The following is a 15656-nucleotide window of genomic DNA, read 5'->3' on the forward strand; positions in this document are numbered from 1 at the left end:
GGTCTCATCACCCCTTATTGCTGCCACAGAATGACTGCCGCGGTACCCAGCAGGTTAAGCAGCGTCAGCGGCAGGCAGATTTTCCAGCCGAAAGACATCACCTGATCGTAGCGAGGACGCGGCAGTGCGGCGCGAATCAAAATGAACATCATCATAAAGAACGCGGTTTTCAGCGCGAACCAGATAAACGGCGGTAACAGCGGACCCTGCCAGCCACCAAAGAAGAGGGTGACCATCAGCGCAGAGATGGTAACGATACCGATATACTCGCCGACGAAGAAGAGACCGAACTTCATGCCGGAGTATTCGATATGGTAACCATCCGCCAGCTCCTGCTCCGCTTCCGGCTGGTCAAACGGGTGACGGTGACACACCGCAACGCCAGCAATAGCGAAGGTAACGAAGCCGAAGAACTGCGGAATAACGTTCCACAAGCCCGCCTGGTTGTTGACGATGTCGGTCATGTTGAATGAACCGGCCTGCGCCACCACGCCCATCAGCGAGAGCCCGAGGAACACTTCGTAGCTGAGGGTTTGCGCAGAGGCACGCATCGCGCCGAGCAGCGAGTATTTGTTGTTACTGGACCAGCCAGCGAACAGTACCGCGTAAACTGCCAGACCCGCCATCATCAGGAAGAAGAGGATCCCGATGTTGAGGTCGGCCACCACCCAGGTAGGGCTGACCGGCACAATGGCGAAGGCTAACAGCAGCGAGGTGAAGGCGATCACCGGTGCGAGGGTGAAGATCACGCGATCCGAGAAGCGCGGGATCCAGTCCTCTTTAAAGAACATCTTGATCATGTCCGCGACCAGCTGGAGTGAACCACCCCAGCCCACCCGGTTCGGCCCATAACGGTTCTGGAACAGGCCGAGCAGGCGACGTTCGCCAAAGCTCATGAAGGCGCCGCAGGTGACCACCACCAGCAGGATGACCACCGCTTTCAGAATGCTTAACAGAATGTCGATAACATCCGGTGTTAACCAGCTCATGCTTGCGCCTCCCGCAGATTTTCAAGACGTGCCCCGGCCAGCACCGGTGCAATACCCGGCATGCCCATCGGCAAACCGACCTGCCCCGCCGTCAGACCTTCCGATACCTGCAGCGGCAAGCTGAGGGTCTGCCCTTCGTAGGTGAAGGAGACGTGCGCGCCTGCGTTTACGCCAAGCTTCGCGGCATCGGCCGGGTTAAGCGTGATGTAAGGCTGCGGCATACGGCTCTGGAACACCGGCGAACGCTGTGACAGCTCATCGCTGCCAAACAGGTGATAGTAAGGCGCGATACGCCACTCGCCATCCTGTGCGCTGAAGGCGCCAGGAACAACAGTGAAGTAATCCAGCCCGGTCTCCGTCGCTTCAATCAGGCGCACGCCCGGATCGCCGTGACGCAGGTGACCGCCCACTTCGTCCTGGAATTTATTCCAGGCCTGCGGGGAGTTCCAGCCCGGTGCCCAGGCAAACGGAATTTGCGAGCGCGGGGCTGAAGGCTGGTTGTTCCCTTCCATCGAGAAGGCGAACATGGTGTCTTTATCCTGCGGCTGGCGCGGTTCGTGAACGCTGATATTGGCGCGCATTGCGGTGCGGCCGCTGTAGCGATGCGGCTCACGTGCCAGTTTCTGCCCGCGAATGCGGAAGCTGGCATCCGGTGCGGCATTCTTGATGCCTGACAGTTGCGGCAGCGCGGTAACGGCGGCATCGATCACATGATCGAGCTGCGTCCAGTCCACCTCGCGGTTCAGCACGGTGCTGTGCAGCGAGTGCAGCCAGCGCCAGCTTTCCAGCATCAGCGCTTTGTTGTCGTAGTAGCTCGGGTCATAAACCTGGAAGAAGCGCTGGGCGCGACCTTCGTTGTTAATGACCGTGCCGTCGCTCTCTGCGAAGCTTGCCGCAGAGAGCACCAGGTGAGCGTTATCCATAATCGCGGTGCGCTGGTGATCGACCACCAGCACCAGCGGCGCTTTCGCCAGCGCAGCGTCAACGCGCGCAGCAGAAGCGTGACGGTGCAGATCGTTTTCCAGCACCACGACCGCGTCGGCACTGCCGCTCTCCAGTTCGGAGAGTGCATCATCGAGGCTGCCGCCGCCAATAAGGCCAAGGCCCATGCTGTTAACGGAGCGGGCAATCATGGTGATGCCGACATCAGCACCGCGCCCTTTCAGCGCTTTCGCCACGTTCGCCGCCGCGTGGATCACGTCGGTGCTACCGGCGTTAGTGCCGGAGATAATCAGCGGTTTCTTCGCCCCGGCCAGTGCCTGGACAATCACATCCACTTTGCCCTGCAGATCGCTGCTCAGGCCGTCAACCGCCGGTGCGGAGTTATCCAGCGCATGGGCGATGGCAAAACCTAAACGCGCCTGATCTTCTACCGGCGCGCGGTAGGTCCACGCGGCGATATCGTCCAGACGGGTGCTGTCGACGTTGGTGACAAATAACGGATGTTTAGCGCGCTGACCGATGTTCATGATCGCCGCAATCTGCCAGTCGGCGACTTTCTGCGCCGCTGCCATTTCACGGGCTTTACCTTTCACCGCCTGGCGTACCGCCAGCGCGACGCGCGCGCCGGTCTGGGTCACGTCTTCGCCGAGGATCAGCACAGCGTCGTAAGATTCGATTTCTCGCAGCGCCGGAGTACGGATGCCGCCTTCGCGCAGCACTTTCAGTGCCAGCGTCAGACGCTCCTGCTCACCTTTGGCGATACCGGTATAGAAGTTATCCGCACCGACCAGTTCGCGCAGCGCGAAGTTGCTCTCGACGCTTGCGCGCGGGGAACCGATACCGATCACTTTCTTCGACTGGCGCAGAATATCTGCCGCGCCCTGCATCGCCTGCTCGGCGTTGAGGGTGATGAGATCGTCGCCGCGACGCTGTACCGGCTGGCGCGGACGATCTTTCAGATTGACGTAGCCATAGCCGAAACGACCGCGGTCGCAGAGGAAGTAGTGGTTAACCGTGCCGTTGTAGCGGTTTTCGATACGACGTAGCTCGCCGTAACGCTCACCCGGGCTGGTGTTACAGCCGATCGAGCACTGCTGGCAGATGCTCGGCGCGAACTGCATATCCCATTTACGGTTATAGCGCTCGGAGTGGGTTTTATCGGTGAAAACGCCGGTCGGGCAGATTTCCACCAGGTTACCGGAGAACTCGCTCTCCAGCGTGCCCTCTTCCGGGCGGCCGAAGTAGACGTTGTCATGTGCGCCATAGACGCCCAGATCGGTACCGTCGGCATAATCTTTGTAGTAACGCACACAGCGGTAGCAGGCGATACAGCGGTTCATCTCGTGGGAGATGAACGGGCCGAGATCCTGGTTACGGTGCGTACGTTTAGTGAAACGGTAGCGACGGAAGCTGTGACCGGTCATCACCGTCATATCCTGAAGGTGACAGTTACCACCCTCTTCGCAGACCGGACAGTCGTGCGGGTGGTTAGTCATTAACCACTCCACCACGCTCTCACGGAACTCTTTTGCTTCGTGATCGTCGATAGAGATAAATGTGCCGTCGGATGCCGGTGTCATACAGGACATAACCAGGCGGCCACGCGTGTCTTCCGCGTTTTGATATTGCTTCACCGCACACTGGCGGCACGCACCCACGCTCCCCAGCGCCGGATGCCAGCAAAAATAAGGAATATCAAGGCCCAACGAGAGACAAGCCTCTAACAGGTTGTCTGCGCCGTTTACCTCATATTCTTTGCCGTCTACGTGAATAGTAGCCATTAGCATGCTTCCAGTTGTCTCAGCCGGAGCTGAGAATTAATCAAATTCGTTCCGCATCCCCTCACCTGCTCATGATGAGGGGGAACCATTACCAGCGCGCTTTCAGCAGGTTTGGCTGGATACCGCCAATCGCATGGGTATTGCTGAATTGCTGCTTGATCCCCGCTTCGAACTCTTCGCGGAAATACTTAATCGCGCTCTGTAACGGTTCAACCGCACCCGGCGCGTGTGCGCAGAAGGTTTTACCCGGCCCCAGCTGGCGGCAGAGTTGCTCCAGGGTTTCGATATCGCCAGGCTGGCCTTCGCCTCGCTCCAGCGCACGCAGGATTTTGACGCTCCACGGCAGCCCGTCGCGGCACGGCGTACACCAGCCGCAGGACTCGCGGGCGAAGAACTCTTCCAGGTTACGCACCAGCGGCACCATGCCAATTTCATGATCAACGGCCATCGCCAGCGCGGTACCCAAACGGCTGCCCGCTTTACCGATGCTCTCGAACTCCATCGGCAGATCGAGGTGCGCTTCGGTAAGGAAGTCGGTTCCCGCGCCGCCCGGCTGCCAGGCTTTGAATTTCAGCCCGTCGCGCATGCCGCCCGCATACTCTTCGAGGATTTCGCGCGCGGTGGTGCCAAACGGCAGCTCCCAGACGCCCGGGTTTTTCACGCGGCCGGAGAAGCCCATCAGTTTGGTACCGGCATCTTTGCTGGTTGACAGGCTCTGATACCACTCCACGCCATTGGCGAGAATTGCCGGGACGTTACACAGGGTTTCGACGTTGTTAACGCAGGTCGGTTTACCCCATACGCCGGAGCTTGCCGGGAAAGGCGGTTTTGAGCGCGGGTTCGCGCGACGCCCCTCCAGCGAGTTGATCAGCGCCGTCTCTTCGCCGCAGATATAACGACCCGCGCCGGTATGGACGATAAGTTCGAAATCGAACCCGCTGCCGAGAATATTTTTGCCGAGGAAGCCCGCTTCGGTGGCTTCCGCAATGGCGCGACGCAGATGCACCGCTGCTTCGATGTACTCACCGCGCAGGAAGATGTAGCCACGATAGGCTTTCAACGCAAAGGCAGAGATCAGCATGCCTTCCATCAGCAGGTGCGGCAGCTGCTCCATCAGCAGTCGGTCTTTATAGGTGCCCGGCTCCATCTCATCGGCGTTACACAGCAGGTAACGGATGTTCATCGATTCGTCTTTCGGCATCAGGCTCCACTTAAGACCCGTGGAGAAGCCCGCGCCGCCGCGCCCTTTCAGGCCGGCGTCTTTTACCTGGTTGACGATCTCGTCCGGTGCCAGCCCGGTGAGGGCTTTACGCGCACCGGCATAGCCGTTCTTGCTCTGGTACTCTTCAAGCCAGACCGGCTGTTTGTCATCGCGCAGACGCCAGGTCAGCGGATGGGTTTCGGGAGTACGGATAATGGTCTTCATTATTTATACCGCTCCAGCAAGTCAGGGATCGTTTCCGGCGTCAGAGAACTGTGGGTGTCCTCATCGATCATCATGGTCGGCCCTTTGTCGCAGTTGCCCAGGCAGCAGGTTGGCAGCAGCGTAAAGCGGCCATCAAACGTGGTCTGGCCCGGCTTGATCTTCAGGTGGCTCTCAATCGCCGACTGGATCCCCTGATAGCCCGTGATGTGACACACCACGCTATCGCAGTAGCGGATCACATGGCGGCCGACCGGCTGGCGGAAGATCTGGCTGTAGAAGGTGGCTACGCCTTCGACATCGCTCGCCGGAATGCCCAGCACCTCGGCGATAGCGTAAATTGCGCCGTCCGGCACCCAGCCACGCTGTTTCTGAACGATCTTCAGCGCTTCAATGGACGCCGCACGCGGGTCTTCATAGTGGTGCTTCTCGTGCTCAATTGCCTCACGCTCTGCCGCACTCAGCTCAAAAGCCCCGGTTTCTGGTTGTTGATTCTCGTGCATAATTAGCGGTCCACATCTGACATAACAAAATCGATACTACCCAGGTAGACAATCAAGTCTGAGACCAGGCTGCCGCGGATTGCCGCCGGAATTTGCTGCAGATGCGGGAAACTCGGCGTGCGGATACGGGTACGGTAGCTCATGGTGCTGCCGTCACTGGTCAGGTAGTAACTGTTGATACCCTTGGTTGCTTCAATCATCTGGAAGGATTCGTTGGCCGGCATCACCGGGCCCCACGATACCTGTAGGAAGTGAGTAATCAGGGTTTCGATATGTTGCAGCGTGCGCTCTTTCGGCGGCGGCGTGGTCAGCGGGTGATCCGCTTTAAACGGCCCTTCCGGCATATTGTTGAGGCACTGCTCAAGAATGCGCAGGCTCTGGCGCAGCTCTTCTACTTTCAGCATCACGCGGGTGTAGCAGTCGCTGACGCCACCGCCGACCGGGATTTCGAAGTCGAAGTTCTGATAGCCGGAGTACGGGCGAGCTTTACGCACGTCAAAGTTGATGCCGGTAGCACGCAGGCCTGCACCGGTGGTGCCCCACTCCAGCGCCTCTTTCGCACCGTAAGCGGCAACGCCCTGGGCACGGCCTTTCAGAATGGAGTTGCGCAGTGCGGCTTTCTCATAGGACGCCAGACGTTTCGGCATCCAGTCGAGGAACTCACGCAGCAGGCGATCCCAACCGCGCGGCAGATCGTGCGCGACGCCGCCGATGCGGAACCAGGCCGGGTGCATACGGAAACCGGTGATCGCTTCCACCAGATCGTAGATTTTTTGACGATCGGTAAAGGCGAAGAAGACCGGCGTCATCGCGCCGACGTCCTGAATAAAGGTGGAGATATAGAGCAGGTGGCTGTTGATGCGGAACAGCTCAGAGAGCATAACGCGGATCACTTCCACGCGTTCCGGTACGGTAATGCCCGCCAGTTTCTCTACCGCCAGTACGTACGGCATCTCGTTGACGCAACCGCCAAGGTACTCAACGCGGTCGGTATAAGGAATGTAGCTGTGCCATGACTGGCGTTCGCCCATCTTCTCCGCGCCGCGGTGGTGATAACCAATATCCGGCACGCAGTCGACGATCTCTTCGCCATCAAGTTGCAGAATAATACGGAACGCACCGTGCGCAGAGGGGTGGTTGGGACCGAGGTTGAGGAACATGAAGTCCTCATTGTCGGTGCCGCGCTTCATGCCCCAATCTTCCGGCTTGAAGGTCAGCGCCTCCATCTCCAGATCCTGCTTGGCTTTGGTTAGCTCAAACGGATCGAATTCGGTCGCGCGCGCCGGGTAGTCTTTGCGCAGCGGGTGGCCGGTCCAGGTCTGCGGCATCATGATGCGCGTCAGATGCGGGTGGCCATCAAAAGTGATACCAAACATCTCCCAGGTTTCACGCTCATACCAGTTGGCGTTCGGGAAGAGTTTAGTGATGGTCGGCACATGCAAATCGTTTTCTGCAAGAGCCACTTTCAGCATGATGTCGCTGTTACGATCGATCGACAGGAAGTGGTAGAAAACGGAAAAATCCGCGGCGGGCAGACCGGCGCGGTGTGTGCGTAGACGCTCGTCCATGCCGTGAAGATCGAACAGCATGACGTAAGGCTTCGGCAATTTCTTTAAGAAATCGACCACTTCCAGTAACTGCTCACGCTTCACCCAAACGACGGGTACCCCGGTGCGGGTCGCCTGAACGGAAAAGGCATCCGGCCCAAAACGGTTGCGCAATTCGCCAATGACCGGATCATCCAGATGATCCCGGGTCTGCCATGGGGCTTCTTGCGCAGTTAAATCGGTCATATTTTTCACCATTGCAAAGGGTCCGTGGTGACTGTGGGGCAGCGCGTCGCGTTATTGGATTATTGAAATGCGACGCTTCTTACCCTTGCCCACAGGCGCAAATTAAATCTCGTCCGGTGAACGCAGGTTGGTGACGGCAATACGTTCACCGCGTTTACGTTCACGCTCTGACTGCATATTGGCGCGATAAACGCCCTGATCGCCAACCACCCAGGAGAGCGGACGACGCTCCTTGCCAATCGACTCCTGCAGCAGCATCAGCGCCTGCATATAGGCTTCAGGACGCGGCGGGCAGCCAGGGATGTACACATCCACCGGGATAAATTTGTCGACGCCCTGCACGACGGAGTAGATGTCGTACATACCGCCAGAGTTTGCGCAGGCTCCCATGGAGATAACCCATTTCGGCTCCAGCATCTGGTCATACAGGCGTTGGATAACCGGTGCCATCTTGGTAAACGGCGTACCGGCAACAACCATCAGGTCAGCCTGACGCGGCGAGGCACGCAGTACTTCTGCGCCAAAACGCGCGACGTCGTGCACGGCGGTAAACGAGGTCACCATCTCGACGTAGCAGCATGAAAGGCCGAAGTTGTACGGCCAAATAGAGTTCTTACGTCCCCAGTTCACCATATCGTGCAGGACATTTTCGAGCTTGCCCATGTAGACGCTACGGTTGATCTCTTGTTCCAGGGGGTCAGTTACGATCTCCTGTTTTTGCAGGGGGTAACGGTCGTTCTCACCGTTAGGATCTATGCGGGTGAGCGTATAATCCATCTTATTGCCTCGCGGTTAGCGTTGACTGTCAGTGTAGCTGTTGGTCTCAGGGTTAACCTGCGCGCGGCGCGAACGCACCGGCGTCCAATCGAGCGCGCCAATACGCACCAGATAAACCAGACCAGCAAGCAGCACTAAGATAAAAATTGCGGCTTCGGCAAACCCTACCCAGCCACTCTCACGAATGGACGTAGACCATGCGTAGAGATAGAGCGCTTCGACATCGAAGATGACGAAGAACATGGCAACCAGATAGAACTTGGCGGAGAGACGTAAGCGAGCGGAACCGACGGAGTCGATACCAGATTCGAAAGGTACGTTTTTGTGCCTTGCGCGCGCGCGTCCGCCCAAAAACCGACCGCCGACCAGCATGAGGCAACAGAGGCCGATGGCGACAATAAGAAAGACAGCGAATGCCCAGTGATGAGCGATGATTTCAGTGGATGTTGACATACGCATTGCTTAACTCAAAAGGTAGCGTTAAAACCTCTGCTCTTGCTGGCAGATGACGCCACATCGATTCACGGGGAGGAATAAAAAACCACATACTTACTGTGCAAAAAGCTGAAAAACAGCTAAATGATGTGGGTTTTTACTCCTTTCTATAACCTTTTGTCAACTTTAACAAAAGTTTCCTCACATTAGTTTACATCGGCAGCAATCCATTAACATTTAGTGCCGTTTTATTGACCAGCAACAACTTTTCCTGCGGCAAAATCCGGTGTTGAATCGAGTCCGTTGTGAAGGATTACAAAAATTACCCTCCTATTTTGACAGGATTTATCCAGGATTCCTCCCCCTCTACGGAGGTATTTTTTTGATCTGAGACACGCTTTTGTTAATTCATACAATGATTCGGCAACAATCTTGCTTGTTTTTTAACATGAGCAGAGGGCATGAAAGACTATAGATGATAAAGGGGAATTATGCTGTGAGGTGCATTAACAGATTGAAAGAAAGAATGATTTAGAAGGGGAATAATTCCATTGCTTATAATTTATGCAAAAAAATGACCCGTTGTTTCCATTTCTGACATCAGCGGGTCATTTTTGCACTTATAAATTGTTACCAGTTTGAAGCGAAATGGTAGTTAAAAATCCCCATCAACCAGCAGCTGCTCGTCTCCCCCTTCGGGAGTAGCGCCCTTGTAGTGCCAGGGGTCGCGATAGTGCTCCATGGCGTCAAAGATCACTTGCGCCAGCTCATTTGAGCTGTTTGGATTACGCGAAAGGAGATATTCCGTTTCCGGCAGCACCGGGAAGCCTTCAGCGCTGCTCAACACGCGCAGATCAGGACTCATCATCTCCACCGGTCGCGCCGTTACGCCGAGCCCCGCTTTAACAGCGGCTTTCACCGCAGAGAGCGTTGAGGCCACATAGGCCATGCGCCATGGGATCCCGGCTTCGTTTAGTGCGTTAAGCACCATATCGCGGAACGGGCTCGGCTCATCGAGCAGTACCAGCGGCACCGCCTCGCCTTTTTGCAGCACATACTCTGCTGCGCAATACCAGAGCGTTGGTGAGGTACGCAGCGTCAAATAGTCAAAGGGAGCTACACGATGTGTAGTCACCACCAGATCAACCTCATCCTCCTGAAGCTGATCGTTGCTCAGTGGATTACGTTTCACCCGCACATCCAGGGCGAGTTTTGGATAGACCGAGCTAATACGATTAAGCAGGAACGGCAATATCGTATCGGCCGATTCATCTGATGCACCAATAGTTAACACGCCCTGCAAATTGCTGAACATCAGAGAGGTGCAGGCTTCATCATTGAAACGTAAGATCTTTCTCGCATAGCCTAATAGCTGAATGCCATGCTCAGTCAGTAATTTATTGCGACCATGACGGGCGAATAGCTCTTTTCCCACTAGCTGTTCGAGGCGCTGCATTTGCTGGCTTACCGCGGATTGCGTTCGGCACACCGCCGCTGCGGCCGCCGCAAAGGTGTTTAAATCCGCGACCGCAACAAAGGTTCTCAGCAGATCGAGGTCGAGATTCAGTATCGGACGATTTGCATTTATCATCATTTTTCACTTACGGGTTGCTCGCGTTGAGTGCCCCGGGTTTATGCTGTGTTCATAAGATTAAGTAAGTCCATTTAAAAAGCGCATCCTGCACTGCTATTGCCGGAAGCCTGGCAACAGGTGTGATGTTTTAGTTCGCCATCTGATGCAAGCAGAACTCAACGTCGTTATTCAGCAGCTATCCCGGCCCGGGATATATAAATCTGCCAAATTGTGTTGATGCATTTAAAACGCGTCTTTCGCGGCGAATACCGATTTAACATCGCGCGGCGCAGATAAATGTGAACCCAACAGAGGCTCTGAAGAAAAAAGAGTAATAGCAATTAAGTAAAATTAAGAATTCAACCTTACCGAACTCAGGGCTTTGTTCCTGAGTGCCCTTTCAGGCTGTCTGAGTTTACCCCAAAACCTTTTTATTTATAAGCGTTAATACGAATTATCTTAAATTTTGAAAATGTCAGTACGAAAAAATGAGACATATAAATATTAGTGATAGTCATAGTTACTATTCTCAATATTAAATAGCGAACGGTTCTGGAAAAGTATCTCTTTAATAGAAATTAACATTATCTTCACAGCAAGCCGGCGCGGCACTTACTGTTACTTTATATCTTCCTTTTATACACCCCCCTTCCCTTTTATCTTCACTGCTAGCCGTAACAAAAATTAAAATCCCTTCTGCAGAAAAGGAGAAGCGCGGTGAAAAATAGCAATAAAATGATTTTTAAAGAGAAAAATCGCTATCAATTTGTGAATAATCAGCATGTAAAAGGGTAAAAATAGATGTTTGATAGTTAAAAGATCGCTAAAGGCAGCTACCCGGTTAGGCAAAATCTTCTTCTGTTGACCCTTCAAAACAGGCGGGCGTGGGAGTACATTGTTCCGTGTTCACTTCCACGGCAGGAAGTGGCAATTCCAGTAAAAAGGCAAAGGTTCATGTCCTCCATCGAAAAATCCAGCAAGTTAGATAATGTCTGTTATGACATCCGTGGCCCGGTTCTTAAAGAAGCGAAGCGTCTGGAAGAAGAAGGCAACAAAGTTCTCAAACTCAACATCGGCAACCCTGCCCCGTTTGGCTTCGAAGCCCCGGATGAAATTCTGGTCGATGTGATCCGCAACCTTCCAGGTGCTCAGGGCTACTGTGATTCAAAAGGGCTCTACTCTGCCCGTAAAGCGATCATGCAGCACTATCAGGCGCGCGGCATGCGCGAAGTCACCGTCGAAGATATCTATATCGGCAACGGCGTCTCTGAGCTGATCGTCCAGTCGATGCAGGCGCTGCTGAACAGCGGCGATGAGATGCTGGTTCCCGCCCCCGACTACCCGCTGTGGACTGCGGCAGTGTCGCTCTCGGGCGGCAAAGCGGTACACTATCTTTGTGATGAATCGGCGGGCTGGTTCCCTGATCTGGATGACATTCGTGCCAAAATCACCCCGCGTACGCGCGGGATTGTGATCATCAACCCGAATAACCCGACCGGCGCAGTTTACTCAAAAGAGCTGCTGCTGGAGATTGTCGAGCTGGCGCGTCAGCACAACCTGATTATTTTCGCCGATGAGATCTACGACAAGATCCTCTATGACGAAGCGCAGCACCACTCGATTGCCGCGCTGGCACCTGATCTCTTCACCATCACCTTTAACGGTCTGTCAAAAACCTACCGCGTAGCCGGTTTCCGCCAGGGATGGATGGTGCTGAGCGGGCCGAAAAAGCACGCTAAAGGCTACATCGAAGGGCTGGAGATGCTCGCCTCAATGCGCCTGTGCGCCAACGTCCCGGCACAGCACGCGATCCAGACCGCGCTCGGCGGCTATCAGAGTATCAGCGAATTTATCGTGCCCGGCGGGCGTCTCTATGAGCAGCGCAACCGCGCGTGGGAGCTGATTAATGAGATCCCCGGCGTCTCCTGCGTAAAGCCGAGCGGCGCACTCTACATGTTCCCGAAAATTGACGCAAAACGCTTCAATATTCATGATGACCAGAAGATGGTGCTCGACTTCCTGCTACAGGAGAAGGTGCTGCTGGTTCAGGGCACCGCTTTCAACTGGCCGTGGCCGGATCACGTCCGTATCGTCACGCTGCCGCGCGAAGACGATCTGGAAATGGCGATCACCCGCTTCGGGCGTTTCCTCTCCGGTTATCATCAGTAAATGCTTCAGGGGAGGATTTGCATCTTCCCCTACTCTCTGCGCACAATGGCCCAGGTCGTATTCAAGACAAGGTTAACTATGAGTCAGAGTCACTTCTTCGCCCACCTCTCCCGCCTGAAACTGATCAACCGATGGCCGCTGATGCGCAACGTGCGCACCGAGAATGTTTCCGAGCATAGCCTGCAAGTGGCGATGGTCGCGCACGCGCTGGCGGCGATCAAAAATCGCAAATTCGGCGGCGCGCTCAATGCAGAACGCATTGCGCTGCTGGCGATTTACCACGATGCCTCTGAAGTGATCACCGGCGATCTCCCGACGCCGGTGAAGTACTTCAACTCACAGATTGCTCAGGAGTACAAAGCGATTGAGAAGATCGCCCAGCAGAAGCTGGTGGAAATGGTGCCCGAAGAGCTGCAGGATATTTTCGCCCCGCTGATTGATGAGCATCACTACAGCGAGGAGGAGAGATCGATTGTTAAACAGGCCGATGCGCTCTGCGCCTACCTGAAATGCCTGGAGGAGCTTTCCGCCGGCAATAATGAGTTTCTGCTGGCTAAATCACGGTTGGAGAAAACTCTTGATGCCAGGCGCAGCCCGGAGATGGACTACTTTATGCAAGTGTTTGTGCCGAGCTTCCAGCTGTCGCTGGATGAGATCAGCCAGGATTCGCCCTTATGACAAGGGCGAAGAGGCCAGGTTAAAACGGAAACAGCATCGGGATCATCACTACGCACACCATCATCACCAGCAGCGTAAAGGGCACGCCGAGTTTAATAAAGTCGCTAAACCGGTAGTTGCCCGGACCTAATACCAGCGTATTGACCGGTGAGGATACCGGCGTCATAAAGGCGGCAGAGGCGGCCATCGCTACCATCATGGCGAAAGGATAAGGCGAGACGCCCATCGACTTCGCCGCCGCCAATGCAATCGGTGCCATTAAGACAGCCGTGGCGGTATTGGAGATAAACAGCCCTATCGCCGCGCACATCACAAACAGGCAGATCAGCATCAGGTGCGGGCCATAGCCGCCGCCCAACTCCATCAATGCTTTCACGACCAGATCGACCCCGCCGGTTTTTTGCAGCGCCAGCGCAAAGGGCATCATGCCGACAATCAGAATGATGCTCGGCCAGTGGATCGCTTTATAGGCGCTCTCGGCGTCGATGCAGCGGAATTTCCCCATCAGCATGCAGGCGATAATGGCGGCAATCGGGTTGGGAATATCGTCCGTCAGCATCAGCGCAACCATCAACACCAGACAGAAAATGGCATGCGGCGCCTGGCTGTGTGCCGGCGAGGCCGCGCTCTCTTCAACGGGCAAGTTCAGCACCACAAAGTCGCGGGCGTGTCCGGCAAGCTGGCTGATTAACTTCCAGTTGCCGACCACAAGGAAAATGTCGCCGAGTTGTAGCGGCTCGTCGGTGACCGCCCCTTCCAGCGCCACGCCATTGCGCTTCAGGCCCACCACGTTCAGCCCGTAGCGGGTACGAAAACCGATTTCACGCACCGTTTTACCCAGCAGTTCAGAGTCAGGGATCAGCGAAACTTCCGCCATGCCGACATCCAGCGCCTGGTCAGAGAAGTACTCCCCGCGCAGGATCATCGGCTCCAGCTGCTGCTCACTGCAGAACTGGCGCAGGTCGATATCCGCCGAGGACATGTCAATCAATAGCACGTCGCGGGCGCGAAACTCCGAAACGCCATTAACATTCACAATCACGCGGCGAAAACGCCGCCAGCGCTCAACGCCAATGACGTTAGCCCCATACCGCTCACGCAGTTGCAAATCGTCGAGACGCTGACCAATCATCGGCGAGCCGGGGCGGATCGCCAGCCTGCGCGCGCGTCCCACCAGGTGGTATTCACGGATCAGATCGCGAAACGAGCGCCGCTTCCAACTCTCGCGCTGGGCATCACTCCCCTCCGCATTCAGCGTAAAGCGCATTAACAGCATGTAGACGATGCCGAGCAGCAAGATAACCAGACCAAGCGGCGTGACGCTGAAAAAGCCAAATCCCTCTAACCCTTCGCGTAGCAGTTCACTGTTCACCACCAGGTTTGGCGGGGTTGCCACCAGCGTCATCATGCCGCTAATCAGCCCGGCGAAGCTGAGCGGCATCATCAACCGCGACGGCGAGACCTGCATCCGCAGCGAGACGCTCAGCACCACAGGGATAAAAATCGCCACCACGCCGGTCGAGCTCATAAAAGCACCGAGCCCAGCGACGGTAATCATCAACAGAACCAGCATTTTGGTTTCGCTGCTGCCCGCCATTGTCACCAGCCATGCGCCCATATTGGTCGCCACGCCGGTGCGCACCAGCCCATCGCCGATAATAAAGAGTGCGGCAATCAAAATAACGTTGGGATCGCTAAAACCAGAGAGCGCTTCGGTAAGCGTCAGGGTGCCGCTCAGCACAAAGGCCACAATAACAAACAGCGCCACCGCGTCCATGCGTACTTTTCCCGTCGCAAAGAGCACCACGGCAATACCCAGCAGAGAGAGAACCCAAATCAATTCACCGTTCACAACCTGTCCTTGTAAGTTGAGCGTGGTAAAAGCGTGCCATAAAAAACCCCACCGCGGTGGGGTTGCATTATTAAATCAGGCTTTCAGCTCGACGCTGACGATGCCGTCATGCTGTTTTGCGACGCTTATCGCCTCCAGGCTGGTCAGCGAAAAGTCGACCTTCTCAAGCCCGGGTGAACCCGGCGGCACATTGACGGCAATCACATGACAGCCTGCTGCGAGACCAGAGAGTACGCCCGCAGCCGCATCTTCTACCACCACGCAGGTTTCTGGTGCCAGCCCTAACAGCTCGGCGCCGAGCAGGTAGGCGTCCGGTTCAGGTTTGCCATGCTTGACCTGTTCGGCGGTGACGAAGACTTTTGGCATCGGCAGCCCGGTCGCGCGATGTCGCGCATGGGCGACCGGCACCGAGCCGGAGGTGACAATGGCCCATGGAATACCCGATTCATCCAGATGCTGAAGCAGTTCAATCGCGCCCGGCAGCGGCGTAATGCCGTCCGTATCGGAGGCTTCTATCTGCTCAAGGCGGGTAAATTCAGCGGCAATCTCCGCTTCTGAGGCTCCCGCCATAAAGTGGCGCAGCGAGGTGATAGCCTGTTTGCCGTGGATAAAATTCAGCACCTCGTCATGGCTGATGCCAAAGCGATCGGCCCAGCTGCACCAGGCGCGCTCGACGGCGGGGAGTGAATTCACCAGAGTTCCATCCAGATCAAACAGAAAGCCTTTACACTGCACGTTCAC

Annotated in this window: 12 protein-coding genes; 2 read left to right on the plus strand and 10 right to left on the minus strand. The window is 55.8% G+C overall.

Going from position 1 to position 15656, the window contains the following annotated elements; all coding sequences use genetic code 11:
- Positions 1-14 precede the first annotated feature (14 nt).
- The 8 genes from nuoH to lrhA all read right to left on the minus strand — a co-directional run bounded on the left by nuoH (position 15) and on the right by lrhA (position 10234).
- The gene (gene nuoH, locus HF650_RS16130; protein WP_023479664.1) at positions 15-989 is read right to left on the minus strand and encodes an NADH-quinone oxidoreductase subunit NuoH; all 975 of its coding nucleotides are present in this window, start codon (positions 987-989) and stop codon (positions 15-17) included.
- A complete protein-coding gene (nuoG, locus tag HF650_RS16135) occupies positions 986-3712 on the minus strand; it encodes an NADH-quinone oxidoreductase subunit NuoG (RefSeq protein WP_187799492.1) in 2727 nt (908 codons plus the stop codon). Before nuoG ends, nuoH begins: the two co-directional genes overlap by 4 nt.
- Before the next feature lie 88 nt (positions 3713-3800).
- Complete coding sequence (nuoF, locus tag HF650_RS16140) at positions 3801-5138, minus strand: NADH-quinone oxidoreductase subunit NuoF (RefSeq protein WP_187799493.1); 1338 nt, start codon at positions 5136-5138, stop codon at positions 3801-3803.
- A complete protein-coding gene (gene nuoE / locus HF650_RS16145) occupies positions 5138-5638 on the minus strand; it encodes an NADH-quinone oxidoreductase subunit NuoE (RefSeq protein WP_187799494.1) in 501 nt (166 codons plus the stop codon). Before nuoE ends, nuoF begins: the two co-directional genes overlap by 1 nt.
- Positions 5639-5640: 2 nt before the next feature.
- Positions 5641-7443 carry an NADH-quinone oxidoreductase subunit C/D gene (gene nuoC / locus HF650_RS16150; RefSeq protein ID WP_128482496.1) on the minus strand — a complete coding sequence of 601 codons (1803 nt, stop codon included), beginning with the start codon at positions 7441-7443 and terminating at the stop codon, positions 5641-5643.
- Between the two features lie 90 nt (positions 7444-7533).
- Positions 7534-8208, minus strand: coding sequence for an NADH-quinone oxidoreductase subunit NuoB (gene nuoB / locus HF650_RS16155; protein ID WP_023479723.1), 675 nt, complete (start codon positions 8206-8208; stop codon positions 7534-7536).
- A 15-nt stretch (positions 8209-8223) separates the two neighbouring features.
- Complete coding sequence (nuoA, locus tag HF650_RS16160; protein WP_034812950.1) at positions 8224-8667, minus strand: NADH-quinone oxidoreductase subunit NuoA; 444 nt, start codon at positions 8665-8667, stop codon at positions 8224-8226.
- 631 nt (positions 8668-9298) lie between these two features.
- A complete protein-coding gene (lrhA, locus tag HF650_RS16165; RefSeq protein WP_187802718.1) occupies positions 9299-10234 on the minus strand; it encodes a transcriptional regulator LrhA in 936 nt (311 codons plus the stop codon).
- Between the two features lie 936 nt (positions 10235-11170).
- On the opposite strand from lrhA, the gene HF650_RS16170 reads away from it, so the two are divergent.
- Together HF650_RS16170 and yfbR are read left to right on the plus strand one after the other, a co-directional pair.
- Positions 11171-12385: a pyridoxal phosphate-dependent aminotransferase gene (locus tag HF650_RS16170; protein ID WP_187799495.1), complete on the plus strand. Its 1215-nt coding sequence runs from the start codon at positions 11171-11173 to the stop codon at positions 12383-12385.
- A gap of 78 nt (positions 12386-12463) precedes the next feature.
- Complete coding sequence (gene yfbR / locus HF650_RS16175) at positions 12464-13063, plus strand: 5'-deoxynucleotidase (RefSeq protein ID WP_187799496.1); 600 nt, start codon at positions 12464-12466, stop codon at positions 13061-13063.
- 19 nt (positions 13064-13082) lie between these two features.
- On the opposite strand, the gene HF650_RS16180 is transcribed toward yfbR, so the two are convergent.
- The gene (locus tag HF650_RS16180) at positions 13083-14915 is read right to left on the minus strand and encodes an SLC13 family permease (protein WP_187799497.1); all 1833 of its coding nucleotides are present in this window, start codon (positions 14913-14915) and stop codon (positions 13083-13085) included.
- Positions 14916-14990: 75 nt separating this feature from the next.
- Positions 14991-15656: a sugar phosphatase gene (locus HF650_RS16185; RefSeq protein WP_275944587.1), complete on the minus strand. Its 666-nt coding sequence runs from the start codon at positions 15654-15656 to the stop codon at positions 14991-14993.

The organism is Kosakonia sp. SMBL-WEM22, from assembly GCF_014490785.1.
GTDB lineage: Bacteria > Pseudomonadota > Gammaproteobacteria > Enterobacterales > Enterobacteriaceae > Kosakonia.

Bases quoted from the DNA above. Each gene is read 5' to 3' on its own strand.
- nuoH (WP_023479664.1), bottom strand. From the start codon at position 989: ATGAGCTGGTTAACACCGGATGTTATCGACATTCTGTTAAGCATTCTG.
- nuoG (WP_187799492.1), bottom strand. From the start codon at position 3,712: ATGGCTACTATTCACGTAGACGGCAAAGAATATGAGGTAAACGGCGCA.
- nuoF (WP_187799493.1), bottom strand. From the start codon at position 5,138: ATGAAGACCATTATCCGTACTCCCGAAACCCATCCGCTGACCTGGCGT.
- nuoE (WP_187799494.1), bottom strand. From the start codon at position 5,638: ATGCACGAGAATCAACAACCAGAAACCGGGGCTTTTGAGCTGAGTGCG.
- nuoC (WP_128482496.1), bottom strand. From the start codon at position 7,443: ATGGTGAAAAATATGACCGATTTAACTGCGCAAGAAGCCCCATGGCAG.
- nuoB (WP_023479723.1), bottom strand. From the start codon at position 8,208: ATGGATTATACGCTCACCCGCATAGATCCTAACGGTGAGAACGACCGT.
- nuoA (WP_034812950.1), bottom strand. From the start codon at position 8,667: ATGCGTATGTCAACATCCACTGAAATCATCGCTCATCACTGGGCATTC.
- lrhA (WP_187802718.1), bottom strand. From the start codon at position 10,234: ATGATAAATGCAAATCGTCCGATACTGAATCTCGACCTCGATCTGCTG.
- HF650_RS16170 (WP_187799495.1), top strand. From the start codon at position 11,171: ATGTCCTCCATCGAAAAATCCAGCAAGTTAGATAATGTCTGTTATGAC.
- yfbR (WP_187799496.1), top strand. From the start codon at position 12,464: ATGAGTCAGAGTCACTTCTTCGCCCACCTCTCCCGCCTGAAACTGATC.